We start from the raw sequence: 25,420 nt of genomic DNA, 5'->3' as shown, positions 1-25,420 counted from the left end.
CTTTCTGGGGCTATTTTCTACTTTGTTTGTTTAAAGAGATCCCTTATGCCACAACAACATAACTACTTAATTCGTGGGCGTGATAAGCTAGCCCAACATACAGATTTTCAACTGGTTGGCCGTGATAAAGAATTAAAGCAGCTGACGGGTATTTTAATGCGTAAGCAAGCCAACAGTGTTTTATTGGTTGGTACAGGCGGTGTTGGCTGCTCTGCGTTGTGTTTAGGCTTGCAAGCCAGCAAAAGCGACCAGCATGCGTCTTTCGATATTATTAATAAACGTTTTTACTGGTTAGATACCGATGGTTTGTTTTCATCGGGCGATCCAAACAGCATGAATGAACACTTTCAAAAGCTATTGCGAACGCTAGGGCGCTCAGCGGAAGCGATTTTGATTGTTGAAGACGCGCGTGATTTTATTGAAGCAGCCCGTAATAATGGTTGCACCAACTTTATCAATGCCTTAGTACGAGACGTTCGTTTAGGTAAGTTTCAGGTTATTTTTGAAACACGTGATGAAGATTTAGAAGTCGTGTTGAAATGTCACTCAGATATGCGTGAATATTACACCATGCTCGACATTAAAGAGCCGGCGGATGATTCTTTGTTTGACATCATTACTACCACCAGCAAACGATTAGAGCAGCACCATAAAATCAAAATCAGTGCAGAAGCGATTAATACCGCTATCGATTTAACCAATAAGTATCGTGTACGAGAAATGAGTTTAAGTCGTGCTCAGCCTGAGCGTACTTTGAACTTACTTGACCGTGCGTTGACAACTTACCGTCAGCAAGCTCATGCTTCACCAGCGGCATTAACCGAATTAAACCAACAGCTGAGCCAGATTGAAAGCGCCTTAGCTGGAGATGAAACCAGCGAACTTACGCATGTACCTGCTGAGCAGCTATTAGCGAAAAAGAATGAGCTTATTCAGGCAATTAGCCAGCAACATGAGCAATGGCAAGCGGTTCAACAACAATTGCGTAAGTGTTATAAAAATCAACGTGATGGTGAAGAAGGGCTGCTGGAGCTTGAAGAAGCGTTGCTAAAACAGCAAGAAATCGAACAACAAAAAGGCGAGAAAAAAGCTGAGCCAGAAACCGTTAACCAATTCCGTTCATTTTCTGCTTCATTAGCCGCTGGATTTGAGTCGGAAGCGATCAGTAAAATTCGTGCTGACATTACGAAAATGGAAGCCTATGTACAAGAAAATAAAGCGGCCTTTGATCAGCTGACAGCGCAAGTTAATGCAAATTTGTCTTTAGATACAGACAGCGTATTATCGAAGTTCAGTGCCATTTCAGGTATTGCAACAGATAAGTTGAATCAAGACGAACGCAGTAAATTACTTAAAATACATTCCGTATTAAATTCTCGCGTGTATGGTCAAGATCATGCCGTGAATCAATTAGCAGACGCGGTACGAGTTGCGCGTGTAGGCTTAAAAGATCCTGAAAAACCACAAGCTTCTTTCATGTTTTTAGGCCCATCGGGTACGGGTAAAACTGAATTAGCAAAAGCGCTGGCGGCGGCTTTGTTTGATGATGAGCGTGCCCTGCTTAGATTTGATATGTCCGAGTACATGGAAAAACACGGTGTGGCGAAGCTGATCGGTGCTCCTCCTGGTTATGAAGGTTATGAAGCGGGAGGAATTTTAACCAACTCAATGCGTGCAAACCCTCGTGTTATCATTCTTTTTGATGAAATGGAAAAAGCACATCCAGATGTATTTAACGTACTACTTCAAGTGCTTGATGATGGTCGCTTAACCGATAACCGTGGTTTAACGGTATCATTCGGTGAAGCCATTATCCTGATGACAACTAACATTGGTCAACCTAACTTCCTAGATGAAAGCCTCACCTTTGATGAAGCCGTGAGTGCAACAATGGAAGAGCTGGATGAAGTGTATCGCCCTGAGTTCTTGAACCGCTTTAACGGTCGTGAAAATATTGTGTGTTTCAATCGCTTGGATCTTGCGGTGGTGGAAAAAATTGCTCGCCGTGAAATTGAAAAACTGAATCATCAAATTCAGGCTGGTGGTAAAAACATTCACATTAATATTAGCGACCAAACATTGGCCGATATTTGTCAAGATATCTATGTGCCAGCGATTGGTGCGCGTGGTTTGCCTGGTTACATCACCACACGCATTAAGCCTGCGGTGGCGAATACGCTTCTTCAAACGCCAAATGCGGAAGGAGAAATGGTGATTAAGTACGACACTACCACAAAAGAGCTGGATATTTCTGCTCCCGGCGTACCGTCAGTATTAGATCCGGCTTAATTCGTCGTTAGAACTTGAAAAATGAAAGAAGGGCACACCATGAAGCAAGAGAATGAGACTAATCTAGATCGAGATGAGCTGCTACGTCGTGCTCAGCAAGCGGTAGCCGACAACTCCCCGCCTCCTGAGCCAGTACATAAAAACGCCTCATTTTTGGTTACTGCGATTGCTGGTGTGCTCCGCTTTTTTGCGTCCATTCGTGATGTATTATTACGCCCCTTTTTGTGGCTAAAGGATGTTTTTAGCGAGCGTAATCGAGTATTTCGTTGGCTTAAAGCCGCTGTAATTTGGTTGGCTTTTGAGCCTGTACCAGAAGGGAGTAATAAGGAAGACAATGAACTTCGTTTTTCTTCTCGACGTTTGGGTATAAGAGGAGGTTGTGTCAGTGGTGTAGTCATTGCGGGCTACTTTGCTGTCATCGCCAGTTACTTTTATGGTACCCAATTTGAAGAGCTAGTGTATACAACGGGTAAGCAAGAAATTGAAGCTGGTGAACAGTATCAATTTACGGGCTGTACCTCTTTACCTTGCAGTACTCAAGCGGATAACGGTAAGTATTATAAAATAGAGGCCAGCCACTTTTTTCCCTCTCTTTATTACCCTGAAGAAGATGTTTTTGCGAATATCCCTCAACAGGATGGGGCATGTTATGCAAAAGGCTATGGTGTTTATTTTAGAAACTTACGCTCATTGTTTAAGTACTTTCAGTGGTATCAAAAAGTCTATGACGTGTCATGCCGCCCTTATACTGAAGAAGAAAAACAGATGGCTGTTGGGACAGGGAAAATAAGCAAAGTCGAGCAGTAATTTAGACACATTGAGCATGGGTAGAATAATAAAAGGTGTTCTATCCTGTGCATCACGAATTCAATTAACCAAAAGCCGGCACTGAGTCGGCTTTTTTATTACTCGGATTAGAAAATGGCATTTGTTCTGATATCAAGGTAATTCCGGTACACAGTCTCATCACTAAACCTAATTAAATTATTATAAATCAGAGGTTTAGTGGTGGGTAAGGATACGACAGTAGAACTTAGCAATGGAGAATAAAGAGTCATAAAAGCGATGGATGTTTTCGAATGCCCCTGATGTTTCTAATAGAAAAATTTAAAAAACAATATCTCAGAACATGACAGTACCGACCTTTAATGTGTTGATGGCATGATAAATTTGGTGTTTATTCTGTAAGTTAAGGAATTGAATGTGGTTACTGTGGCGATTGTGATATTTGATGAATTTACGGATATCGACTTTTTCCTGATGCGAGATATTCTTGGCCGAACCAAACCGGATTGGGAAGTAAAGGTTTTAGGCACAAAAGAGGTACATACCTCAACATTGGGGATGAAGGTACCTACGGATGGTCATGTATCTGCTGCCAATGACGCTGATGTTGTTCTATTTACCAGTGGTTATAAAGGAGTCCCTATGGCTCTTGAAGATAAGGAGTTTATGTCGTCGTTTCGTTTACATCCTGAAACTCAGTTAATTGGTTCTATGTGCGCAGGATCTTTTATCTTGTCTAAGTTGGGTTTGTTAAAGGGTCAGAAAATAACCACTCACCCAGACGCCAAAGCAGCGCTACAAGCCATGGGAGAAGATGTGCAAGATAAGCCATTGGTGGTTAATGGCAATGTTGCGACCGCTGGTGGGTGTTTATCTGCTATCTACTTAATTGGTTGGATGGCTGAACGCTTGTTCGATAAGTCAAAACGACAAGAAGTATTAAGGCAACTTATTCCCGCAGGGCAAAAAGAGATCTATGAAGAGCTGATCACTTCATCCATTGATTCGGCTTACATGTAGGTTAGTCGTCACTAAATCTTCACTTTTGAGATCCAATTAGTAAAGGTGCAGGAGCGATCATTTTTGAAAAGTACCTATTTTTCATAGGGCATAAAATAGATCGAGTTGGTTATTTTATGATTGTTTTTTGTACCTTAATATTGTTTTTAGCCTCAAATATTCGTCATTTCCCTATCTTAATCGCGCAAGTAAAGACTTACTTTCATTTATTACATGAAAGGTGTTTGAACGCACAGTTTTGTTTGCCTTCTTCATTTTTAAATAATTTTATTATAAATATCAAAGGGTAGTTTGATTTCGTGTTAGGTTAGTGGTGAAGGTATTTACGTGGCACAGGGGGTATTAGTTATGTCTTATGAAATGTTAGTGGGCTTGAATGTGGTTGATAGCGAAGTTTATCAACAGTATCGAGAAGCCATGACACCAATTTTAGCAAGCTATGGCGGTGGTTTTGGTTTTGATGGGAAAGTGTCTGAGGTTTTATTGCCACTTGGAAGTGAGGATATTAACCGGGTTTTTACTATCTTTTTTAAAGATCGTCATGCGATGGAGCAGTTCTTTGCCCATCCCGAGTATCTCAAAATAAAAGAGCAGTACTTTCAAAAGTCGGTTGCCAGTACCGTGATTATTGCCAGCTACGATAAAAAACTGGATGAAGTATGAGAGGGATAGTTTGGTTTTCACTGAAATAGAACCAGAACAAGTACCAATGGCTTTATTGTTAGAAGCCGACCCATCGGTATGTAGTGTGCAACGTTACCTTAATAAATCGTGGTGTTTTGCCACCATAGAAAATCAATGTGTGATCGGTGTTTGCCTTATTTGTCCACTTTCTCATACCACAGTGGAGTTGGCGAACATTGCGGTTCTTCCAGCGTTACAAAGCAAAGGGATTGGTGCTCAGTTATTAAGATTCACTCTAAAAACATTGAAAAGTCGAGGAATTGTAACTGTGGAGCTGGGTACAGGGACATTTGGCCATCAGTTGGCTTTTTATCAGCGACAAGGCTTTCGGGTAGAGTCCGTTGTGAAAAACTACTTTTTGGAACATTACCAAGATCCTATTTTTGAAAACGGTATTCAACATAAAGATAGGTTGCAATTAACGTGTGATTTACGTCATTTTGAGTAGAGGGAAATGAATAGATGCAACAGCCCACGATTGAAACAGAAAGATTACGATTAAGGCCGTTTACACTTGAAGATGCCAAACAGGTACAGACATTAGCGGGTCATACGCTTATTGCCGAAATGACGGCTAATATCCCTCACCCCTATGAAGATGGCATGGCAGAGGCGTGGATTGAGACCCATCAAACGTTATGGTTTGCTCGCCAAGCCGTCGTATTTGCAATTGAAAGAAAAGAAGACAGTGTCTTGATAGGCACCATTAGCTTAACGGAAATGACTCAGACGGATGGTAATCTGGGGTATTGGTTAGGCGTTCCTTATTGGGGTAAGGGGTATTGTACAGAAGCCAGCCAGGCCTTGGTGCATTTTGCTTTTACAACCCTCAATCTTCCCATGTTGTACGCCCGGCATTTACTTCATAACCCCCAATCTGGTGCGGTGATGATAAAGTCAGGGTTCCAGTATATCTCGGAGGTCACTGCGTATACTTCTGGTGTAGAGCGAAAGGTAAAGCATTATGAGTGTTACCGTGGTGAATTGCATTATTAAATAAAGGTAAACATGGACGTTACATTTAAAGATATCGATACCGAACAGCATTTTTAAATGTGTTATGAGTTTAGAAAAGACTCGTATTTTTGCAGTTTCGGTACACTGGAAGGGTACGAGCAAAGTGTTATTGGTTATCAAGATAAAATCACAACGCGGATGGGCTCTCCTGAATGGTTTTATGTTCATATTTGGCACCATGACCGTATAGTCGGTCAATTAGAGTTTAAGACCTTTTCGTTTAAACCTGATTACGGCTACGTTCACTTAGTTTATGTGGTGCCTGACTATCGAGGGACTGGGGTTGCCTCATCAATTTTGCCTTATATTGAGGCACAACTGCGGGCGAGAGGTTGCCAAGGAGTCATTTTGTCGGTAAGTCGAAGTAATGAACGCGCACTGAATCATTATAGAAAATGCGGTTGGCGGTTTTTGAGTAAAAATCCCAAGCATGAATTAACCGACTTTTATGAATACACTTTTTCGGGATGAAAAGAGGAAAATGAATCGTTTATATTGCAATCTAAGCCCAGACGAGCGAGCTTAGATTGCATTATGATCTACTTTTATTCTTAGTTTTCAGGAAGAGCGAGATAGCCTTCGCTGGAAAACTCATCGTTGTAGAAATCAGCCATGATCGCGAAAGGGTTTATGCCACGATTTACGTGCAGTTCACCTTCTTCATCTTTGTGCGATCGAACCCCTGCGGCAGAGACCATTTCATAGTGGAGTGGAATCGGCAAGAAGAATGGGTTATACATTGAGAATTCAAGCACACGATAGATATAGCGGCTTTTTTCATAGAATGTAATGCTGACTACGGTCACGGGTTTACTTTCACCATCGATATCGCGAAAAGAGTCAATCTCCCTTACGGCAAAATCAGTGATTTGAGGGTGATCTTTGAAGAGCGTATTTAGTGTCAAATCTGTGGACAAACCGTTGTTTTCGATGATGGTGGTAATACGATTGTGTAGCTCGTCAGTTTTACCTTCAGCAACCATGTGCAGGTATTCTCGTGGACGATCGTATCTTGCCTCATCATTGACCAAATCCCACATGTTCATGCGAAAAACATAGTTAGTTGGGGAGTTGTACCAACTTAAACCTAAGAAGGCTACAACCAACACTGCAACTACCCCCAGCCGCAGTTTCCACTTGCCTCGCGTTTTTTCTTTTTGATTTTTTGTTGTAGCACGTTGCCCTTGGTGATGTGGTTTGTTGGTTTTCTTTGATCTGTTAGCCCGAGATTTGTTTTTTTTAGCCATTTTAATTACTGCTATTGATGATTGTTACTCCAAACCATAGTGTTATTTGAAAGAAAATCTATGAGATTGAAGGAATTAGAAATAGAAAGGGGGATTATGCGAAACTTGATTGGGGTCGACAAGTGTTCACATTGTGTATGGTGATGTTAAGCCAGTTTTATAAAAAACGAGCCGATTTGAGTCACAGTCCATCGCTAGACGAACGAAACCTTCGTGACATGTTTGGCGAGTTATCCTCAGTTGTGCCATTCAGAAATAAGGTAGGGCGATATCTTTTATTCATAGCTCCTTTTGTAATTGAGCCATTTCTTTTGATGCTACGCACACTAAACTCTAGTGATAATTCACTGTTATTACATTTCATTATATCTGGAATCTCATTCTGTAAATGGAATTAAAGAAATGAATAAACTTTAGTAAGTTTATGGATGATAATACCGTCATGCATGCTGTTTGGTTGTGTTTTTAGGAAAAATGAAAGCCTAAGAAACAAAGAATAACATTCATGCTTCTCACTTTATACCGGATAAAGCAAGACACCATTTATCTATAAGTAGCTGATTATTAGTAGGTTGTTTTCGAGTAATTAGTTGACAACGTTATACAAGGAATCAAAGGTTTACTCATGAATATCGATTTTTGCAAGACACAATTTAAATCAACACTGTTAAGTCAAATCATCACGTGCAGCGTTATTTCTAGCGCGGCTTTTACTGCACCGGTATTGGCGGAGTTTCAATTAGAAAACAGAACTTCGTTGAGACAGCATATTGAAGTAGAGCAATCTGGTGGTGAAGTTATTGCATCATTTATCGATAAAAATGGCGTCATTTACTCTGGTGAAGGCCCTAAAGTGGTTATTCGAGACATTAAGCGTAATAAAGAGCCGAAATGGAAAGGGCAAACGGATGCGTTACCGGGTGTGGTGACGGCGATTGCGAAGCATAAAAAGGATACCTTATTTGTCGCATCGGCTGGATACAATGATTTTAGTGGCGGCGTACATATTTTCGATATGGAATCCGACTATGATCTGAAATACAAAACAGAGCTTGTGTACGGAGTGGAAGGCAGCCTTCGTGTACCAGAAGATATTTTCATCGAAGGGAATACGTTGTATTTGTTAGACAGCAATTTGGGTATGTTTGCTTTTGATATTTCTTACCCCAAAAAGCCAGAGCTGATTGCGAGTGCGGCTTTTGCTAAGGGGCAAGCGATAGAAAAGAGAGGGGATTTTCTATTTACCTTTAATACAGGAATAACTGGCGGGTACTCTTATATTTATCAGTTTGACGCAAACACATTACGCCCAATGGGTTACGGACAAGTTCCGTTTGCGAAAGACGCAACCTTTCAGCAAAACTTAGAAAATGGTGCGATCACGGCGCATATTCAAACTGTCGATGAAAGGTACATCGCGTATAATATTGACGATATTCACCAGCCAGTAGAATTGTTTGCTACTCAGAATAAGAGTCAGGCCATATTTTCTGAAAATGGGCGCATTTACACTGCCAGTGAAGAGGGGCTTCGTCAATATGATGCGTTCACTCATCACTTGATTGGTCTTGATCCAACACCCATGAAAAGAGTCACCAGCATCACCAAAGGGGCAGAAGGGCATATCGTTGCTATGTCTGATAAGGGCTATTTGTATCAGGGTGAAGTGTCAGATCAAGAAACCGTTGTTAACCATACCGTGGAACTTGCGGGATGTACCGCATGCATGTCAACGGTATCTGACGAGGGTTATGTTTATGCGGCCGATAATATTAACGGTTTACGAGTGATGGGGAAAAATAAGCAGGATGTTGGCCGTTTAAATTTCCTCCGTAGCGCTGTTGTTGAAGATATTAAAAAGAAAGGCGATACCGTGTATTTAGCCGATTGGGCGGGTGCATTGTCTGTGGTCGATGTGGCTGATCCAACGGAGCCTTCACTGCTCACGAATCTGTGGGTTAATGGCTTTCCTTCTTCACTATCTATTGCCGGAAATAATTTATACGTAGGGCAAACCACCAATGGTGGCACTTTATGGACTTATGACATTACAGAGCCATCAAGCCCCCAATTACTGAGCCAGTATAATTTGGGTATGTCTGCTCAAGTGAAAGATTTACATGCGGTGGATTCGACCTTACTTCTTGGCACGACAAGTGGCCTAATGATGGTAGATACGTTGGATCCTTCCAACCCTCAGGTGGTTGGGCACTTTGAAGGCTGCGATGCGGTAATGGGCGTTTGGATGAGAGCAAAAGATAAAGTGGGTGTACTGGGTTGTAATAACCTCGACGGCCGAGCGGTCGTGTCGGTCGATTTAACGGATATTACCAACCCAACTCAGATCTCTAAAGTGAATTTACCCAGCGAATATCACAATGTTTGGTCATTAGATGGCAATAATGACACGGTTTATGTGGGTCAGACCGCTGCGGTAACAGCCTTTAGTTTGGATTATGCTGGTCAGCTAGTCGTAAAAGAGTCTTATCCCACCACGGAAATTCCGTTCAATTTAGAAGCGTCAACCACCTCCGTAACCGTGTCTTCGGGTAGAGGAGGCATGTTCACGTTATCTGGTTTGGCGAAATAACAGGCCCTTGGTAAATATTGGGAAGTAATTACAGCCTTTGCTGATAAGAGCTGCTTAGTTTGCGCTAGGTGGCTCTTTTTATTTATCATTAGCCGTTTTTTATATGTAAAATTTCATTATATATCAATTTGTTATTGTTGACTTTTAAATGGCTGAGTGTGACCATTCGGTAATATTGATAAAAATAAAAGCTTAAAAATAACCATGTCAAAAATAAAGAAAATCGTCGGCGGCCTAGCGCTCGCTGGCATACTGACTGCCTCCACCCTCGCCGCACTTCAGTTTACCAACACCCCCGATGCTCAAACTCTTGAGTATGAAGCCGAAAGCTATCAGCATGTTGTTGATTGGAAAAATCGGCTGCTTAAGCCTTCTAGAGAGCACATCAAGGAAATGGATACACGCTCGACTCACTATTTTATGGCTAGAGGAATATACCACAAAGCCCCTGTTAACTGGGATGAAGGTAAAGTCTTAGGATTTGGGGAAAGTAAACTGGATCGATTTAAGACCCAGATCATCAATGATGCGGATGCAATGATATTACTCATGTATTTCATTGGCTCCACCTACCTTGATGAAAAAGATCCAACCAAAATAAAAGAATCACAATACACTCGTGGTTACCACCTTAGAACGATAGAAAAGCTCAATACCTACCTACCTTACGTGTCACCAACAGTTGCAACTATGATTGCGAACCCTTTCGAAACGACTTTGGCCATAAAAACGAATCAGCCATACAAAGGAATCAATGTGGCTGATTACATATTGGTTAAAAATGGCACGCCTCTTGATGTTGAAAGTAATTACAACGACACTCGTGGCTATTACCACGCATACAAAGAGTTTTGGATAGATTACGTGTTTAACGATGTGTTCTATCACGACTTGATTGATACTGAAAAACCGGATTTTAAATACGTCGGTGTAAATTGGTATTAACACCACCAGCCTAAAATCGAAAGCAATCATTTTTCTCCTTAATTGCGGTGAAAGGTGATTGTTTCTCTTTTTATTACAACCTTACGAAGCAAATTTAATGATGTTTATTATTTTTATCTGCTCGATTCGGAAAAGCCAGAATTCCAATACTTAGGAAAAAACTGGCGTACATATTTGTAAGCGGTTATACACAAAACATGATTCATCTCCCTGTATTTTCAAACAGCCAATGTGAAATTTCATCGTTATCAGAAGATAAATAGACTTTATAAAATAGGAAGTAAAATGGCAGCAAAACACATTATTTCAATCTCTGAAGGAAAAAATGCTTTCCATCGATTTTTGCGAGGATGCTTTGTAGTTTTAAGTGCAGTGATTATGGTTTTATTTTCAGAGTTTATTCTACAAGTAGTGTGGGCTAAATGGCTAGGGTTAGACATTGATACTCCTGGGCGTCTAATTGAAAATCATTGGATTCCTGGAACTATGCTAGTGATTACTTTGCTAGCTTCCTTCTTTGTGTTCATATTAATGCTAAAGATTTCCGCTTGGTTATTTAGAGTGTTGAAGATTTAGTTGAGATATAAGAATAATGTCGAATCATAATGGGATCACGGGCGATTGGAAAAGCTGCGGAAAAAGCCGTGCTTGGTACTGAGCTAGGGAGTTAACAAGTAAAAGCTGAAACCAAAATGCAAAGGGGATCAACAGACAGTTAATCCCCTTTGAAAACAACGCACTCTAGTTAACCATGTTGGGCTTCGACTTGCTCTGCTTTATGGAAGGCATCGTGCGTTTCCAGTTGGGCTGCGTAGCGTTTAATGTTGGCAAATTGCTCGAACATGCCGTATTTTTCAACAAGTTCAACGATGAACGACATCATGATATCGGCACCAGTTAAACGCTCTTCTACTAAATAGGTTTTCCCTTCCAAAGATTGATCAAAGTAGCTGATCACTTTTTGGGTTTCATCGTCGGCATAATCTGCCAAGAAGTTGGTTTTCACACCGTCTTTAGCGACAAACATCTTCAAAAGCAGGGGTAAAATGGCCGAACTTTCAGCAAAATGTAACCACTGTGAATATTCAATGTAGGCCTTGCTTCCGTATTCTGGAGCAAACTTCTCTTTGCCGTATGTGTTGATCAGATATTCGGTAATGGCACCGGATTCGGTGATCACCATGCCTTGATCTTCAATCACCGGAGATTTACCTAACGGGTGAATACTTTTCAGCTCAGGTGGTGCTAGAAAGGTGACACTGTCTCGTTGATAAGGGACGATGTTATAGTCAACGCCAAGCTCTTCCAACAACCAGATAATACGCTTTGAGCGAGATTGATTTAAATGGTGTAGTGTGATCATGTTAGTGCCCTTACAGTGGTTGATTGGTTTGAACAACAAGCTTGCCGAAATTTTTGCCTTCAAGTAGGCCAATAAATGCTTCAGGTGCGTTATTTAGCCCATCGACAAGGTGCTCTCGGTAGTGGATTTTTCCTTCTGCCAACCATTGAGCCATGTCAGTCGCAAACTCGTTGTAACGGTGGGCATAGTCATCAAAGATGATAAAACCTTGCATTTTGATGCGCTTAACCAGCAGTTGCCCCATTAACATCGACATTCTGTCTGGGCCTTCCGGTAACGCCGTAGCATTGTATTGAGAGATTAAGCCACATAATGGAATGCGAGCCCCCGTGTTCAGCAGTGGCATGACAGCATCAAATATCTTGCCGCCCACGTTTTCGAAATACACATCAATGCCGTTGTGACATGCATTGGCCAATTGGTCGGCAAAATCTTCGGCTTTATGATCGATACATTCATCAAAGCCTAATACCTCTTTGGCATAGCGGCATTTTTCTTCGCCGCCAGCAACGCCAACAACTCGGCAGCCTTTTAGTTTGCCAATTTGACCCACCATAGAGCCTACCGCTCCAGTTGCAGCACCGACAACAATGGTGTCGTTTGGTTTTGGCTGACCAATATCAAGCAGCCCCATGTAGGCCGTAAAACCGGGCATGCCCATTACGCCTAAGGCATAAGAAGGGTGACTTGGGTTCATACCAAGACGAATAACGCCCTCGCCATTGGAAATGCCGTAGTCTTGCCAACCCGTGAACGCCAATACCCATTCACCTTGAGCAAAATCAGGGTGGTGTGATTCCACCACTTGGCACACGGTGCCGCCGACCATGGTTTCATCTATTTTTACGGGATCTGCATAGGATTTTGCCTCACTCATGCGGCCACGCATATAGGGATCTAACGACAGGTACACACTACGCAGCAACATTTCCCCTGCTTGTGGTGAAGGGATAGCGGTTTGCTCTAAACGGAAGTTGTCTGTCGTTGGTGCACCCACAGGACGAGAAGCGAGCACAATTCTACGGTTTGTTTCTGTCATGGAGAGTCCTTATGTGTATTTTATTGATTAGACCGGTCGTCTAGTGTTTGTTTCAAAAAATCCCGCCAGCAATTGGCGGGTTGTAAGCTGTTTAATCGAACGGGTGTCAATCTGCTGGTGGTCAGGTTTACATACGGTTCGTTAAGATCTTTTTGGTTGTTTCAAGTGCTTGTTGCAAGCCTGATAAATCTTGGTTTAGTTTATTCAGTAAGCTGGCCCCAAGCCAAAGCTGATATAGTGTTTGGGCCATTGTTTTGCTATCTATACTTGCGATTGAGCCATCTTGAATACCCGTTTCAATACAAGTCGCAATGGTGTTTATTACCTTATCGGCACCCGTTTGTAGGGCTGATCGCATGGGATCAGAAAGATCAGAGACTTCCGCACTCAGCTTAACAACTAAGCATCTGTTGGCGTTGCATACGCCATTTTCTACTTGCATCCAGCGAGAGAAATAATCAGTCACTCGTTCCAATCCTGTCCCCGGTGCATCTATCAGCAAAGCAGAAATACGCTCTAGGTATTGTTGGAAGTAATCTTGGATCAATGCCTCACCAAATTGCTCTTTAGACTTAAAGTAATGGTAAAAAGAGCCTTTTGGGACATCCGCTTCTTTTAATAGTGCAGATAAGCCCACACTGGTGAAGCCTTTGGATACCACCAATTGGTAACCAACATCAAGAATATGCTGTCGTGTATCGTTTGTTTTTGTGTTCATGTTGGGCACTATAAAACAAATTAGACCAGTCGTCTAGTTTCTGTTTGCTGAATTTAAATTGCGTTATGGTTAATGGCTGGATATGTCTTTCCATTTTAACCCAAATTTAGCCAAGTATTTTTGTAATCGACTGGAATCGTTCGGCTGCGACTTCATTGTACGGCTGACATTAAATAGCTCTCTGCCAGCAGATGCCATGCTGCTGTGTTGCTGACAAATACCGAGTACATAATTAAGCTGGTTGGCATCAAATTGATCCAGTTGAGTGAGCTGATTATCAGAGAGGTATTTGTCTAGGTGCCTTGTTGATGTTTGTGGCTTAACAGGATACCAAGACTGTTTTAGTCTCGCTATTTCATCGGTGACGTCATCAACCGTAATTCGTGAAGAGTCGGCCAAAGTACAGAGCCTTGTGATGGCTGAGCTGAGATCGCGAAAATTACCCGACCACAGAGCTTGGGCGGAAGTGGCAAAATCAATGAAGGCACTTTTGGCTTCTTTGTTAAATTGCACCCGTTGCCCGGAATTTTTAGCAAATCGCTCCATTTCATACTCTACGTTAGCGGGTATGTCTTCCTTTCTGTCTTTTAAAGCGGGTAACTCGTACGTCCACAGGTTGATGCGAGCCAGTAAATCCTCTCGGAACAGGCCTTTTTCAATGTCTTGCTTGAGGTTTCTGTTAGTGCCAGCAATGAGTTGGAAATCACTTTGTACAGGGGTATCACTGCCCACTGGGTGAAAGGTTTTATTTTCGATGGCATGCAGTAACATGGCTTGCTCTTTTAACCCCAGCTCACCGATTTCATCGAGAAACAAAACGCCTTGATGGGCGGTCAGTAAAAAGCCATCTCGTGATTTTAGAGCGCCAGTAAATGCCCCTTTGGTATGGCCAAATAACGCAGCCATGGCATTGTCACCTTTTAACGTGGCACAGTTGACAGAAACTAAAGGGCCAGTGAGCATGGAACGCTTCTTCTTTAGTTGGTAGATCCGTGTGGCTAACTGACTTTTTCCTGCCCCTGTTGGCCCGGTTAATAGCATTGGATCATGGGATCGAATCGCCACTTTCTCTATTTGAGTGATCAGCTTGTTAAAGGCTTTGTTCTTAGTCTCAATACCATCTTTTAGAAACTCTTTACCTTCAAGGTGCTCTACGTCAAAACGTGTGGCCAGCTGATCGTATTTCGATAAATCCAAATCAATAATTTGAACATAACCAACCGATTTGTTCTTATTTTTACTGTCCGGTGCAGTTTGAATAAGACGACCCGGAAAATGGCGACTTTCGGTGAGTAAGTAACTGCATATTTGAACCACGTGAGTGCCAGTGGTGATGTGAAATAAATAGTCGTTGTTATCCGTATCAAACTCTTGTTGTTGGCACCAATCGAATAACTTGGCATACACCTCTTCAAAATCCCAAGGATCAGTAAAGTTGATGGTATGCAAATGAGTGGTGGTTTCAGGGGAAACCGACTTTATATCTTCGCTGATTGTACTCGCGAGGTTGTTCTTATGGTGATCGTGCAGTAGGTGCAGGTGATGGACGAGAAAGTTTTCTTGGCTACACAGGCTCACGTTGGGTCGCCATTTTTCCCACCGATCAGCTCTTTTCCCTACATAGTCTAACTGTGTGCCCAGCAAACTAACAACGATGGTATTCTTCTTCATGCCCTATCCAAATAGATATACTCCTATCTTTAAAGGTAACTTTCTGCTATTTCATTTTCAATCTTATTTTATAGAAAATCCATCTAGATCTATTTATTTCTCATCATTAACAAAGGCTTATAAATTAATTTGAGGGTTTTTATCTATGTTGGCACGTGACTTGTAATTACTTCAGTGTCTGATTCATGAGGTGTGATTCAAAAAGTCACTTCGGTGCGCCAAGCCATGCAAAGGCGTATGCCGAATCAATGGGTCAAACAACCATTTAAGTAGCTCAGTTTGGTAGAGCGGCGAACTAAAGGTTCGTTTGTCATGGGTTCGATTCCCATCTTAAAAACATACAGGTAAAACACCGAACAATGGTTTCGGATTGTTAGGGTTCAAATCCCAATCATTTTTCATTTGTAAGTAAAAGAGTTAGTAAGTCGTGAGTGCCAATGTTTGATGAATGCCGAGTACGAATACGTAGTGGCAAGCAGGACGCTCCCCGCTGTAATGCAGTCTTGGGCCTTTGTTAAATACGCATATCACCCTTACTAACACCCCATTTAAGCGCAGAGGTTAACGATGTTGAGAAAAACGCAAATAGTGGCTGAAAACCAACGAGTATTGGTGTTTAAGAACCAAGCACTAGACAGGGTATTAACTCCGGGTAAGTACCACATGTGGGACATAAAAAATGAATTGGAATGCATAACTTTTGATATTAATGATTTGTACTTTAAAGAAAAGAATGCAGAAAGATTATATCGTCATTATCCGGAATTAAGTGAGCACATTTCTCATTACCAGCTAGGAAGTACAGAAGCTGGCTTATTGTATGTGAATGATTTGCTAAGAGGAGTGGTTGCCCCCAGCACTCATTTATATCTGTGGAAGGAGAGCGGTGAAATACGGTTAGACACAGTGCCTATTGAAGACAATATTAATGTCGATGAGCACGCTCTTTTTTTGATTAATCGTGCTGGAGCAAATACGGCGGCGAGGCTGATCAAAAACGATCAAACGGTGGCCATTAAGCCGATTGCGGATCTTTATGTGGCTAAAAATCATATCGGCTTGCTGTATGTGAACGGACAGCTTGTTAAGCAACTAACGCCGGGTCAGCATGGTTTTTGGCAATTCAATCATACAGTCGAAGTGAAGTCGTTCGATTGTCGAGCGCAAATGTTGGAGATTTCTGGTCAGGAGATCTTGAGTAAAGATAGGGTGAGTCTGCGTATTAATTTAAATGCCAGTATCCAAGTGAATGACGCTGAGCTGGCGGCGCGCAGTGTCGATGACGTAGGAGACTTTATTTATAAAACTTTGCAACTGGCTTTAAGGGAAGCGGTGGGGACTAAGTCACTCGATGATATCTTATTGGATAAATTATACGTCAACGAAACCGTGAAAGAGTTAGTTGTAGCGCGTTTGTCTAACATAGGGATTGCGCTGTTGAGCGTTGGTGTGAAAGACATCATTTTACCGGGCGAAATGAAAGCAATCCTCAATCAAGTCGTGGAAGCGCAAAAAGCCGCTGAAGCCAACGTGATCAAAAGGCGTGAAGAAACCAGCGCAACACGAAGTTTACACAACACAGCAAAAGTGATGGAAAACAACCCAACCTTAATGCGACTAAAAGAGTTAGAAGCCCTCGAAAAAGTCGCAGAGCGCATTGATAGCTTAACGGTTTACGGTGGTTTAGACGGTTTGATGAACGGTGTTGTGAAAGTTGCTTAATGCTTCAGGGCTCTGAGTTATAAAAATAAACAGATAGAAAGGTAAAACAATGTGTAAAAATTATGATGTTATTGAAAAAAAAGGGCACGCAACCATCAAATCATGGACAAAAGGCGTGCCGTTTGATGAAAAAGCACAGCAGCAGTTAACTAATATTGCGAAGATGCCTTTGGTGCATTCTCATATTGCGGTGATGCCTGATGTGCATTTGGGGAAAGGGGCGACTATTGGCAGTGTGATCCCATCGGTTGATGCTGTTATTCCTGCGGCAGTCGGGGTAGATATTGGCTGTGGTATGGTCGCAACCAAAACAACACTAATGGCAAGTCAATTACCCGATAACCTATCAGCGATTAGACACGCTTTTGAAGCTGCGGTGCCTCATGGGAGAACGAGTGGGCGAGGAAGAGCAGACAGGGGCGCATGGCACAATGTTCCCGAGGTTGTCGCGAAGGAATGGCTGAAGTTAGAAGCTCGCTTTGAGAAAATATGCGCGAAACATCCAGCCATCAAAAAAAGCAATCATGTGAAGCACCTAGGCACAATGGGAACGGGCAATCACTTCTTAGAGCTGTGTTTAGATGAAAATGATGCCGTGTGGATCATGTTGCACTCAGGAAGCCGAGGAGTAGGAAACCGAATTGGCACTTATTTTATTGAGCTGGCTAAAAAAGAAATGCAGCGCCATCAGATGAACTTACCTGATATGGATTTGGCTTACCTTGAAGAAGGAAGCGAGTATTTTGAAGATTACGTTGAAGCGGTAGAGTGGGCACAAGATTTTGCCGCTAAAAACCGTGAAATTATGATGTTTAATGCCATTTCTGCACTTAGGAAACAGCTGCCGGTCGAGTTCTCCACCGCTGAGTTGGCGGTGAATTGTCACCATAACTACATTTCGCGGGAAAAGCATTTTGGCAAAGAGTGTTATGTTACCCGCAAAGGAGCGGTGCGCGCTGAAAAAGGTGAGTTAGGCATTATTCCAGGTAGTATGGGGGCGCGATCGTTTATTGTCCGCGGATTAGGAAATCCTGATAGTTTTAACAGTTGTAGCCATGGGGCAGGCCGAGTGATGTCTCGTACTCAGGCCAAAAAGGTGTATAACATTGATGATCAGGTAAAAGCTACGGCTGGTGTCGAGTGCAGAAAAGACGCTTCAGTGATTGATGAGATCCCTCATGCGTATAAAGACATTGAGAAGGTGATGGACGCCCAAAAAGACTTGGTGGAGGTGGTGCACACCTTAAAACAAGTGGTGTGTGTGAAAGGTTAAACAACAAAGGGCAGAAGCATGTCTTATTTAGTGATTGATGGTTCTCAAGGGGAAGGTGGCGGTCAGATACTTAGAACAGCACTGACACTATCCATTCTTACTCAGACAAATATTGAATTAATTAACCTTAGATCAAAAAGAAAAAAACCAGGGCTCTTGCGTCAGCATCTAACGTCGGTGTTGGCGGCTCAAGAGATTTGTGGTGCTACAACAGAAGGAGTAGAGCTTGGATCTACACGCATTCGATTTTCTCCCGGCCGAGTAAAAGCAGGTCATTTTCATTTTGCCATTGGCACGGCGGGCAGTACGGTGCTAGTTTGTCAGACTATCTTACCTGTGTTGGCTTTGGCTAAAGAAAAATCGACGGTCACCTTTGAAGGGGGAACCCATAATGGCATGTCGCCTTCGTTAAGTTTTTTAGAGCAGTCGTATCTGCCCATATTGAGGCATATGGGGGGTAAATGTGACATAAAAACGATACGCTTTGGATTTTACCCTGCTGGTGGCGGTAAGTGGCGACTTGGTATTGAGCCAACTGAAAAGCTAAGGCCAGTTCATTTGTTAGAATCGGGGAGTGGTTTTGCTCAAGATCTGCATAATTGTTCCCTTCATGCTTTGATCTGCTCACTCCCTGAGAGTATTGGGCGACGCGAAATACGCACTGCTCAGAGCATCTTGAATTGGCAAGGTGCCACAAGCCAAGTGCAAGATGTTGTAAGCCCAGGGCCTGGTAACAGTTTTCAATTAAGCATTCAAAGTAGTTTTCATCGTAATGTGTTTGAAGTCGTTGGCGAGTTGGGAGTCTCTGCCGAAAGAGTAGCAAAACGAGCGGCGGGTCGAGTGAATAAATTCCTTCATTCTCAAGCGGCTGTCGAAGAACATTTAGCGGATCAATTGTTATTGCTGATCGCGCTGGCAGGAAGCGGTAGTTTCACAACCACCCAACCTAGCTTACACACCATCACCAATGCGAAGGTGATTGAGCAAATGACGGGAATTCAAATCAAGATAGAACAACGTAATGAGGTACTGTGGTATGTATACGTAGTGGAATAGTCTGATAGTCTACCGTTAGGTCTGCTGATTTCATTCGTCATTCTAGGTTTCAATAGAGAATGAAAATAGCTGGAGTAACCTGCTAACGAGGTGTATTTCGAGGAAACCTAGAAACAGAGGAGAGAACAGCCTTCAGCAGATGTTGAGTTTGTTGAAAGCTGTAAAATAGGAATGGCTAGCAGAGGCTATGTTCGCTTATGAATTGAGGGTACGTTTTGGCCCATTACGCACCATGTCTTTACCATTTTCAAACACTTCTTGAGTTACCCAGCGTGCGAGCAGTAGCTTCTGATTACTGTCGAATACCGCAACAAAATGACGTCCATCGGAGTTGTTTGTTGCCATACCGACGCCAGAAACGTCTTCTAAACCAAAACCGCCGTCTTCCACTGAGATCAGAAAACGTTCTAACTCTTCGAGGTTATCAATTACATCAAGTTCGCTATTCATGTGTTTAATACTCTTATTTACTTCATTTATTGACTTGCTTGAGGCCATCATAATCACATTGTGTGGCTACATTTGGCTACTTGCTTCAAGCATAGAGCAAAAAAGCATTCTTGCTCCTATCTTACCTTCCATGATTACACATACGATGCATACGGAGGGTGGCGCGTACTTTACAGATGAAATCGCAGAATGGGAACCAGTGCAATTATTTAAATTATTACTGTCGTTATTCTTAAGTTAACCAGCAAAAAGCGGTGTTCCAATTCGGTAACTTAATTGTTTTTAAATAGTCATCAAATTAGAGTTTAAGTATTACCCTCGTCTTTTTACACCGGTATTTTGGAAGTAAATTCATACAATCATAATATAAAGTGTGATCTACATATCATTATTTTGTATAATAAGTGCAATTATTGTCCAATAAAATGAGAACTTAAATGAGTGCTAAATATAAGTTACTGACTTCCTATGGCCTTTTGTCTGCCATTATCATTGCCCTTATTGCTACTTTTAGCTACCGATCTTTTCAAGCCTCTTCAGTGGGTAATTTCCATGAGAGTTTGACGAATCAAGCCTCTCTTATTGCCTCCAGTGTTGAACAACGTGTTTTGCGTCGATTTGATGCGTTGAAATCTGCATCGTATGCTATTGAGTTTGATGGTCAAGGAAGTGTGGATGAGCGCTCATTACTTGCGACATTAAAAAAGCTGGAGCAAGACTTTGATATTGTGAACGCATTTTATGGCCGAGCTGACGGCATCGCGTATTTCTCTTCTGGCGTCGTACCAAATTTTAATGCCAAAACGCAGAATCGAGAGTGGTACACACGTGGTATGGCAGCTGAAGATTATGTGATCACAACCCCTTATGCCTCGAAATCGGGTGACATTGTGATGTCGCTGGTGGTACCTATTAAAGATGGCTTCCAAGTTAAAGGCATCTTGGGTGTTAATATTGGCATTAATGGCATTACTAAGTTTGTTGGCACTTTATCAAAAGAAAATAATTTGTTTGCGGTGAGACAAGATGGTTTCATCATGTCATCACAAGACTCAGGCAATATTGGTAAAAACATTTTTGATATTCGTCCTAGTTATGCAGAATATCGTCATCAAAATGGCTCTAGCCACTACTATGAGTTTGATGGCACAGAATTTTTTGTTGTGAATGGCATTTCTCCGACTTTGGGGTGGAGCATCTGGGCTTTTGAAGCATCAGATAACATTTTTAAAGCGTCGACAGATAACCTGGTTTCAACTCTTAGCATGGCCTTAGTATTGATTGCTATTTCTCTGGTATGCAGCTACTTCATCATTCATAAAATTATGTATGTGCCTCTTGGTGGTGAGCCAAGTCATATCGAATCTATGGTGAAAAATGCCGCTGATGGCGATCTTCGTTTAGATAGTGCTCATGTTGAACGACGTGGTGGTGTTTATGGGGCGGTAATTTCTATGATTGAAAACCTGAAAACCATCATTGTGGATATTCGCACTGCGTCAAGTACATTGGGATCGTTCTCCAGTGCCATTGCCGATTCAGCCGGTACAGTGCGCAGTTCATCGGAAAGTCAGTTACGCCAATTAGAGCAAACCTCTACTGCCATGCATGAAATGACGCTAACGGTAGAAGAAGTGGCTCAAAGCGCTTCAAAAGCATCGAGCTCTGCACGCGAAGCGACGGAACGTTCAGAAGATGGTATTCAAATCGTTAAAGAAATGAACTCTGAATTGTCTCAGCTTGTCACTGGTGTTGAGAAGGTAGTGGAAGTAACCACGGAATTAGAGCAAGAATCACATAACATCAGCAGTATTTTGCAAGTGATTGATGATATCTCAGAGCAAACTAACTTGTTGGCACTTAATGCGGCCATAGAAGCTGCACGTGCTGGCGAGCAAGGTCGAGGTTTTTCTGTTGTGGCAGACGAAGTGCGCAACCTAGCAAACCGTACTAAGCAAAGCACCCAAGAAATTCAAGAAATGATTGGCAGTTTGCAAGTGAAAGCCAGTAACTCAACGAACTTAATGCGTGAGAATATGACAGAAGCCCAGTTAACGGCGTCAAAATCCGATGAAGCAAATGCGGCTTTGGATTCGATTTTGGTGGCGGTATCGATGATCAATGACATGAATGATCACATTGCGACATCGGCTCAAGAACAAAGCCACGTAGCCAATGAGATCAATCAAAGCATCATGGACATTAACGACATGGCGAAAACCACTTTTGATGTGTCTAGCCAAAATACTCAGCGCGCAAGCGAGCTACAAGGCATGGCGAAAGAGTTACAACAATCTGTGGAACGTTTCGACGTGTAATTGACAGGCTATATTAGAAAATGCTCTTGAAGTTTGAGAGCTTAAAACCACAAATGGGGCTTACTATCAGAGCCCCATTATTTAATTGAATTACTGTGTTTAGTTTGTTTCAACTAAAAGGTACAACACGCTTTCATCCGGCACTTCCGCCTCTCTACTTGGTGGGGAAAATACACAACCCTCATCATCTTTTCGTTTTTATAATCATGTACATTAAGATCAACAAATCCTGAATTGGAACAGATAAAACTTCCTGAAATTGGAAGAATGGGTAGGCTAATGGGATAGATGCGAAGTTTTACAGAATGAAAGTTGATTTCTTATGTGTATAGTTCAGATTACTTCCATTTGTATGTACAATTAATGATACATTTATGGCTATTTTTGTGAACCTATTCTGAGTTCGGTATATATGGTTCAAATCCGTATATCTCCCCCAAAACCCAGATATATACGGATCTAAGCCATATAGTTAATGTTAGCACTATTCGGAGATAGTAAATGGATTCAGAAGTACGAAAATGTAAATGTGGTCGTTTCGTAGCAGATATTTACCATGATGATGGTGACTTTTACTTCACGACAGAACATTTTGGCTCTCGCTCCAAAGCAGTGCAGTGGGCTGAAGATTGGTGTAATTGGGCTAACCGCGTCGCCGACGGTGGTGTCGATAGCATTTACTATATTATTCAAGTTCCTGACACATGGCCTGGACCAGCTGTTGACGCTCATCCATATCATGGTTTGTTTGTTAAAATTGGTCGTTCTAAAAATGTTCTTCAACGTCTTAAAAACCTACAGACGGGCACTTATGGCGACTTGGTTATTCACGCCCTTGAACCTGGAGGTAGTGAAAGAGAAGCTGAGCTTCATAAGCAATTTGCTAGTTTACGTCGTCAAGGTGAGTGGTTTTCGTGTAGTCAATCGTTGGCTGAGCATATATTTGATACTTGGAAAAAATACAAAATGTTGCCCCCAGAGCATCAACAAAAAGTTCTGATGCTGGGTGAGCGTTCAATTGCCTATCGACAAGTTAGAGAAATTCTTGGAAAAGCTCCAGATACAGTGAATCCTTCGTTAGAAGAGGACTGGCACGGTTCATTCTTTGTAGATCTGGTTTATAGTTCTTTAGCCAAATCAGGAAAATAGTGCTAACAAGCAATTCAAGCTGATTCGCAACGCTCGGCACTTTTGGTTTCAATTGGTTTGGTGATTACGGTGAAGTGTTTAGGTAATGTGGCAGCGTTGCTCACAACTTAATGCGGCGTTATATGCTTTTCTGTCGCGAAACGTATAGAATCACTCTAGTATGCAAGTAATAAAATTAGCAATTAATGAGGATGTATAATTGTTTGATATTAATAACCATATCGCAAGTATTTCAGATCAACAGATAGACGCAATAGTTAAACCTACTATTGATTTCTTTGAACAAACCCCTTTTTACCAGATGACAAACATCCCTTCCTTTAATGGCGTTGGTGTTTATGCTCTATATTTGAAATCAACGGACGAAACTTGTTACCAAGGAGCGCTACCTGCAATGTATCCAATCTATGTTGGTAAAGCTGTCCCAACAGGTTCTAGGCAGGGGCTTACGACTAAAGTTGGCAGCCAACTTAAGAATCGTTTAGCGAAACATCGTAATAGTATTACTCAGGCGGAAAATCTTGATGAAAATGATTTTCTATGCCGATTTATAATTTTGCAAGGTAATGCTACAGAGATGATAAGTACAATCGAATCATATTTAATCCGAGAGTATAATCCACTGTGGAATTCTTACATCGATGGTTTTGGCATTAACGCCCCAGGTAAGGGGCGGTATAACCAACAACCATCTGAATGGGACACTCTCCACCCTGGTCGAAGCTACGTTAAAATGCTTACTGGTGAACCAAGGGATAAAGACATCATCATGGAGAAAGTGGTAAACTACTCGGTCAAAAAATAGAGATAACTTGGGGGTTAATAATGAATTCAGTCGAACTTTTTGCCGGCGCTGGAGGACTTGCGATAGGTTTAAGTAAGAGTGGTTTTAATCCAAAAGCAGTTGTTGAACTAAACAAGCATGCTTGTAACACTTTGAAAAAAAACTCTATTTTTGGCTATGGCGAAAGTTTGTTCGAGGGTAATGTTGTTGACTTTGATTATAAGCAAGTCAATGAAGCTATTGATCTAGTATCAGGTGGCCCCCCATGTCAGCCTTTTTCAATTGGGGGAAAGGCTAAAGGAAATGATGACTCTCGCGATATGTTTCCTGAAGCTGTTAGAGCTATCAGAGAAAAGAGGCCGAAAGCGTTTATTTTTGAAAACGTTAAGGGTTTATTGAGAAAGAATTTTTCAGAGTATTTCGAGTACATTATTTTTCAACTGCAATACCCATCTGTAGTGAAAGAAGAAAGTGAAACTTGGGAAGAGCATCGAAGTCGTTTAGAAAAGTATCATACAAAGCTTCAGCATGAAGAGTTAGAGTATAAAGTAGTTTATAGGCTTGTTAATGCAGCTGACTACGGTGTACCCCAAAAACGAGAAAGGGTGTTTATTATTGGCTTTCGCTCTGACGTTGATGCCGAGTGGGCTTTTCCTGAGGCAACTCATTCGGAAGATAGTTTGCTCTGGGATAAGTGGGTGACGGGTGAATATTGGATACGTCACAATATAGATAAACCATGTATAGATGAACGTACAGACAAGAAAGTTGCGAAACTACATAAAAAATATGGTCTTTTCAGACCTATTGAAAGTCCTTGGGTTACTGTACGTGACGCAACTTCAGATCTTCCAGATCCAAAATCTCCCGTAGCTGCTCAGCATGACCAGCATATCTTCAAGGATGGTGCAAAGATCTATCCAGGGCATACAGGAAGTTATATTGATGAGCCATCTAAAGCTTTAAAAGCTGGAGCTCACGGCGTTCCTGGTGGAGAAAATATGATCAGATATGAAGATGGTAGTGTTCGTTATTTTACTGTCCGCGAAAGTGCTCGCATACAAACGTTTCCCGACGATTATTTGTTTGAGGGGGCGTGGGGTGAAATTATGAGACAGTTAGGTAATGCAGTACCTGCTAAGTTGGCTGAAGTCATTGGGCTATCTGTTTTTAATGCAGTATCCCAAACACGCATATAACAAACGACTATGGCGTCAATAACTAATTTTTAGCTGTGCTTTCATCCCACATGACGCCATCTCGTAGCATTGAGTTTAGGATAACGACCATCTTACGAAC

General features: G+C 41.9%; 23 protein-coding genes and 1 tRNA gene. 18 read left to right on the top strand and 6 right to left on the bottom strand.

Annotated elements, in window-relative coordinates; genetic code table 11:
- Positions 1 to 45 precede the first annotated feature (45 nt).
- The 7 genes from MHO82_RS20180 to MHO82_RS20150 all read left to right on the top strand — a co-directional run bounded on the left by MHO82_RS20180 (position 46) and on the right by MHO82_RS20150 (position 6,267).
- Positions 46 to 2,289 carry an AAA family ATPase gene (locus MHO82_RS20180; protein ID WP_239187021.1) on the top strand — a complete coding sequence of 748 codons (2,244 nt, stop codon included), beginning with the start codon at positions 46 to 48 and terminating at the stop codon, positions 2,287 to 2,289.
- 39 nt (positions 2,290 to 2,328) lie between these two features.
- A complete protein-coding gene (locus MHO82_RS20175; protein WP_239187018.1) occupies positions 2,329 to 3,096 on the top strand; it encodes a hypothetical protein in 768 nt (255 codons plus the stop codon).
- Between the two features lie 396 nt (positions 3,097 to 3,492).
- Positions 3,493 to 4,095: a DJ-1/PfpI family protein gene (locus tag MHO82_RS20170; protein ID WP_239187015.1), complete on the top strand. Its 603-nt coding sequence runs from the start codon at positions 3,493 to 3,495 to the stop codon at positions 4,093 to 4,095.
- A 348-nt stretch (positions 4,096 to 4,443) separates the two neighbouring features.
- A complete protein-coding gene (locus tag MHO82_RS20165; RefSeq protein WP_239187012.1) occupies positions 4,444 to 4,758 on the top strand; it encodes a DUF1330 domain-containing protein in 315 nt (104 codons plus the stop codon).
- Positions 4,748 to 5,227, top strand: coding sequence for a GNAT family N-acetyltransferase (locus MHO82_RS20160; RefSeq protein WP_239187010.1), 480 nt, complete (start codon positions 4,748 to 4,750; stop codon positions 5,225 to 5,227). The genes MHO82_RS20165 and MHO82_RS20160 overlap by 11 nt, the downstream gene beginning before the upstream one ends.
- Positions 5,228 to 5,241: 14 nt before the next feature.
- Complete coding sequence (locus MHO82_RS20155) at positions 5,242 to 5,775, top strand: GNAT family N-acetyltransferase (RefSeq protein ID WP_239187007.1); 534 nt, start codon at positions 5,242 to 5,244, stop codon at positions 5,773 to 5,775.
- 57 nt (positions 5,776 to 5,832) lie between these two features.
- On the top strand, positions 5,833 to 6,267 hold the full coding sequence (locus MHO82_RS20150; RefSeq protein ID WP_239187004.1) for a GNAT family N-acetyltransferase: 435 nt from the start codon (positions 5,833 to 5,835) through the stop codon (positions 6,265 to 6,267).
- A gap of 80 nt (positions 6,268 to 6,347) precedes the next feature.
- Here the strand turns inward: MHO82_RS20150 and MHO82_RS20145 are convergent, their stop codons facing one another.
- Positions 6,348 to 7,043 carry a hypothetical protein gene (locus MHO82_RS20145; protein ID WP_239187001.1) on the bottom strand — a complete coding sequence of 232 codons (696 nt, stop codon included), beginning with the start codon at positions 7,041 to 7,043 and terminating at the stop codon, positions 6,348 to 6,350.
- A gap of 625 nt (positions 7,044 to 7,668) precedes the next feature.
- Between MHO82_RS20145 and MHO82_RS20140 the strand changes: the two genes are divergently transcribed.
- From MHO82_RS20140 to MHO82_RS20130, 3 genes are all read left to right on the top strand, one after another.
- Positions 7,669 to 9,633 (top strand): hypothetical protein, encoded by a 1,965-nt coding sequence (locus tag MHO82_RS20140; protein ID WP_239186998.1) that lies wholly within the window; start codon positions 7,669 to 7,671, stop codon positions 9,631 to 9,633.
- A gap of 204 nt (positions 9,634 to 9,837) precedes the next feature.
- Positions 9,838 to 10,578 (top strand): hypothetical protein, encoded by a 741-nt coding sequence (locus MHO82_RS20135; RefSeq protein ID WP_239186995.1) that lies wholly within the window; start codon positions 9,838 to 9,840, stop codon positions 10,576 to 10,578.
- Between the two features lie 285 nt (positions 10,579 to 10,863).
- The gene (locus tag MHO82_RS20130) at positions 10,864 to 11,154 is read left to right on the top strand and encodes a hypothetical protein (protein WP_239186992.1); all 291 of its coding nucleotides are present in this window, start codon (positions 10,864 to 10,866) and stop codon (positions 11,152 to 11,154) included.
- Positions 11,155 to 11,323: 169 nt separating this feature from the next.
- On the opposite strand, the gene MHO82_RS20125 is transcribed toward MHO82_RS20130, so the two are convergent.
- The 4 genes from MHO82_RS20125 to rtcR form a co-directional block, all read right to left on the bottom strand.
- Positions 11,324 to 11,941, bottom strand: coding sequence for a glutathione S-transferase (locus MHO82_RS20125; protein WP_239186989.1), 618 nt, complete (start codon positions 11,939 to 11,941; stop codon positions 11,324 to 11,326).
- A 10-nt stretch (positions 11,942 to 11,951) separates the two neighbouring features.
- Complete coding sequence (locus MHO82_RS20120; RefSeq protein WP_239186986.1) at positions 11,952 to 12,980, bottom strand: NADP-dependent oxidoreductase; 1,029 nt, start codon at positions 12,978 to 12,980, stop codon at positions 11,952 to 11,954.
- A gap of 127 nt (positions 12,981 to 13,107) precedes the next feature.
- Positions 13,108 to 13,698: a TetR/AcrR family transcriptional regulator gene (locus MHO82_RS20115; protein ID WP_239186983.1), complete on the bottom strand. Its 591-nt coding sequence runs from the start codon at positions 13,696 to 13,698 to the stop codon at positions 13,108 to 13,110.
- Positions 13,699 to 13,767: 69 nt separating this feature from the next.
- Positions 13,768 to 15,369: an RNA repair transcriptional activator RtcR gene (gene rtcR, locus MHO82_RS20110; RefSeq protein WP_239186980.1), complete on the bottom strand. Its 1,602-nt coding sequence runs from the start codon at positions 15,367 to 15,369 to the stop codon at positions 13,768 to 13,770.
- A gap of 263 nt (positions 15,370 to 15,632) precedes the next feature.
- Between rtcR and MHO82_RS20105 the strand changes: the two genes are divergently transcribed.
- From MHO82_RS20105 to rtcA, 4 genes are all read left to right on the top strand, one after another.
- A tRNA-Phe gene (locus MHO82_RS20105) sits at positions 15,633 to 15,703 on the top strand.
- Between the two features lie 233 nt (positions 15,704 to 15,936).
- A complete protein-coding gene (locus MHO82_RS20100) occupies positions 15,937 to 17,091 on the top strand; it encodes a slipin family protein (RefSeq protein WP_239186977.1) in 1,155 nt (384 codons plus the stop codon).
- Positions 17,092 to 17,140: 49 nt separating this feature from the next.
- Positions 17,141 to 18,364, top strand: a complete 1,224-nt coding sequence (locus MHO82_RS20095) for an RtcB family protein (RefSeq protein ID WP_239186974.1) — start codon at positions 17,141 to 17,143, stop codon at positions 18,362 to 18,364.
- Positions 18,365 to 18,382: 18 nt separating this feature from the next.
- Entirely contained in the window at positions 18,383 to 19,420 is a 1,038-nt protein-coding gene (gene rtcA, locus MHO82_RS20090) for an RNA 3'-terminal phosphate cyclase (RefSeq protein ID WP_239186971.1), read from the top strand.
- Between the two features lie 195 nt (positions 19,421 to 19,615).
- On the opposite strand, the gene MHO82_RS20085 is transcribed toward rtcA, so the two are convergent.
- Positions 19,616 to 19,870 carry a hypothetical protein gene (locus MHO82_RS20085; RefSeq protein WP_239186968.1) on the bottom strand — a complete coding sequence of 85 codons (255 nt, stop codon included), beginning with the start codon at positions 19,868 to 19,870 and terminating at the stop codon, positions 19,616 to 19,618.
- Positions 19,871 to 20,307: 437 nt separating this feature from the next.
- Between MHO82_RS20085 and MHO82_RS20080 the strand changes: the two genes are divergently transcribed.
- From MHO82_RS20080 to MHO82_RS20065, 4 genes are all read left to right on the top strand, one after another.
- Positions 20,308 to 22,188, top strand: a complete 1,881-nt coding sequence (locus tag MHO82_RS20080; protein ID WP_239186966.1) for a methyl-accepting chemotaxis protein — start codon at positions 20,308 to 20,310, stop codon at positions 22,186 to 22,188.
- 501 nt (positions 22,189 to 22,689) lie between these two features.
- Positions 22,690 to 23,337, top strand: coding sequence for a GIY-YIG nuclease family protein (locus tag MHO82_RS20075; protein ID WP_239186963.1), 648 nt, complete (start codon positions 22,690 to 22,692; stop codon positions 23,335 to 23,337).
- A 199-nt stretch (positions 23,338 to 23,536) separates the two neighbouring features.
- Positions 23,537 to 24,142 carry an Eco29kI family restriction endonuclease gene (locus MHO82_RS20070; protein ID WP_239186960.1) on the top strand — a complete coding sequence of 202 codons (606 nt, stop codon included), beginning with the start codon at positions 23,537 to 23,539 and terminating at the stop codon, positions 24,140 to 24,142.
- Positions 24,143 to 24,162: 20 nt separating this feature from the next.
- Positions 24,163 to 25,320 carry a DNA cytosine methyltransferase gene (locus tag MHO82_RS20065; RefSeq protein WP_239186957.1) on the top strand — a complete coding sequence of 386 codons (1,158 nt, stop codon included), beginning with the start codon at positions 24,163 to 24,165 and terminating at the stop codon, positions 25,318 to 25,320.
- Positions 25,321 to 25,420: the final 100 nt, after the last annotated feature.

The sequence above is a fragment of the Vibrio sp. Of7-15 genome (genome assembly GCF_022347565.1).
GTDB lineage: Bacteria > Pseudomonadota > Gammaproteobacteria > Enterobacterales > Vibrionaceae > NORP241.
Note: the sequence above shows the minus strand (reverse complement) of the source record. Positions and strands in the feature narration are given on the sequence as shown.

What these genes read in the sequence shown, in the direction of transcription:
- MHO82_RS20180 (WP_239187021.1), top strand. Translation starts at nt 46, where the DNA reads ATGCCACAACAACATAACTACTTAATTCGTGGGCGTGATAAGCTAGCC.
- MHO82_RS20175 (WP_239187018.1), top strand. Translation starts at nt 2,329, where the DNA reads ATGAAGCAAGAGAATGAGACTAATCTAGATCGAGATGAGCTGCTACGT.
- MHO82_RS20165 (WP_239187012.1), top strand. Translation starts at nt 4,444, where the DNA reads ATGTCTTATGAAATGTTAGTGGGCTTGAATGTGGTTGATAGCGAAGTT.
- MHO82_RS20160 (WP_239187010.1), top strand. Translation starts at nt 4,748, where the DNA reads ATGAAGTATGAGAGGGATAGTTTGGTTTTCACTGAAATAGAACCAGAA.
- MHO82_RS20155 (WP_239187007.1), top strand. Translation starts at nt 5,242, where the DNA reads ATGCAACAGCCCACGATTGAAACAGAAAGATTACGATTAAGGCCGTTT.
- MHO82_RS20150 (WP_239187004.1), top strand. Translation starts at nt 5,833, where the DNA reads ATGTGTTATGAGTTTAGAAAAGACTCGTATTTTTGCAGTTTCGGTACA.
- MHO82_RS20145 (WP_239187001.1), bottom strand. Translation starts at nt 7,043, where the DNA reads ATGGCTAAAAAAAACAAATCTCGGGCTAACAGATCAAAGAAAACCAAC.
- MHO82_RS20140 (WP_239186998.1), top strand. Translation starts at nt 7,669, where the DNA reads ATGAATATCGATTTTTGCAAGACACAATTTAAATCAACACTGTTAAGT.
- MHO82_RS20135 (WP_239186995.1), top strand. Translation starts at nt 9,838, where the DNA reads ATGTCAAAAATAAAGAAAATCGTCGGCGGCCTAGCGCTCGCTGGCATA.
- MHO82_RS20130 (WP_239186992.1), top strand. Translation starts at nt 10,864, where the DNA reads ATGGCAGCAAAACACATTATTTCAATCTCTGAAGGAAAAAATGCTTTC.
- MHO82_RS20125 (WP_239186989.1), bottom strand. Translation starts at nt 11,941, where the DNA reads ATGATCACACTACACCATTTAAATCAATCTCGCTCAAAGCGTATTATC.
- MHO82_RS20120 (WP_239186986.1), bottom strand. Translation starts at nt 12,980, where the DNA reads ATGACAGAAACAAACCGTAGAATTGTGCTCGCTTCTCGTCCTGTGGGT.
- MHO82_RS20115 (WP_239186983.1), bottom strand. Translation starts at nt 13,698, where the DNA reads ATGAACACAAAAACAAACGATACACGACAGCATATTCTTGATGTTGGT.
- rtcR (WP_239186980.1), bottom strand. Translation starts at nt 15,369, where the DNA reads ATGAAGAAGAATACCATCGTTGTTAGTTTGCTGGGCACACAGTTAGAC.
- MHO82_RS20100 (WP_239186977.1), top strand. Translation starts at nt 15,937, where the DNA reads ATGTTGAGAAAAACGCAAATAGTGGCTGAAAACCAACGAGTATTGGTG.
- MHO82_RS20095 (WP_239186974.1), top strand. Translation starts at nt 17,141, where the DNA reads ATGTGTAAAAATTATGATGTTATTGAAAAAAAAGGGCACGCAACCATC.
- rtcA (WP_239186971.1), top strand. Translation starts at nt 18,383, where the DNA reads ATGTCTTATTTAGTGATTGATGGTTCTCAAGGGGAAGGTGGCGGTCAG.
- MHO82_RS20085 (WP_239186968.1), bottom strand. Translation starts at nt 19,870, where the DNA reads ATGAATAGCGAACTTGATGTAATTGATAACCTCGAAGAGTTAGAACGT.
- MHO82_RS20080 (WP_239186966.1), top strand. Translation starts at nt 20,308, where the DNA reads ATGAGTGCTAAATATAAGTTACTGACTTCCTATGGCCTTTTGTCTGCC.
- MHO82_RS20075 (WP_239186963.1), top strand. Translation starts at nt 22,690, where the DNA reads ATGGATTCAGAAGTACGAAAATGTAAATGTGGTCGTTTCGTAGCAGAT.
- MHO82_RS20065 (WP_239186957.1), top strand. Translation starts at nt 24,163, where the DNA reads ATGAATTCAGTCGAACTTTTTGCCGGCGCTGGAGGACTTGCGATAGGT.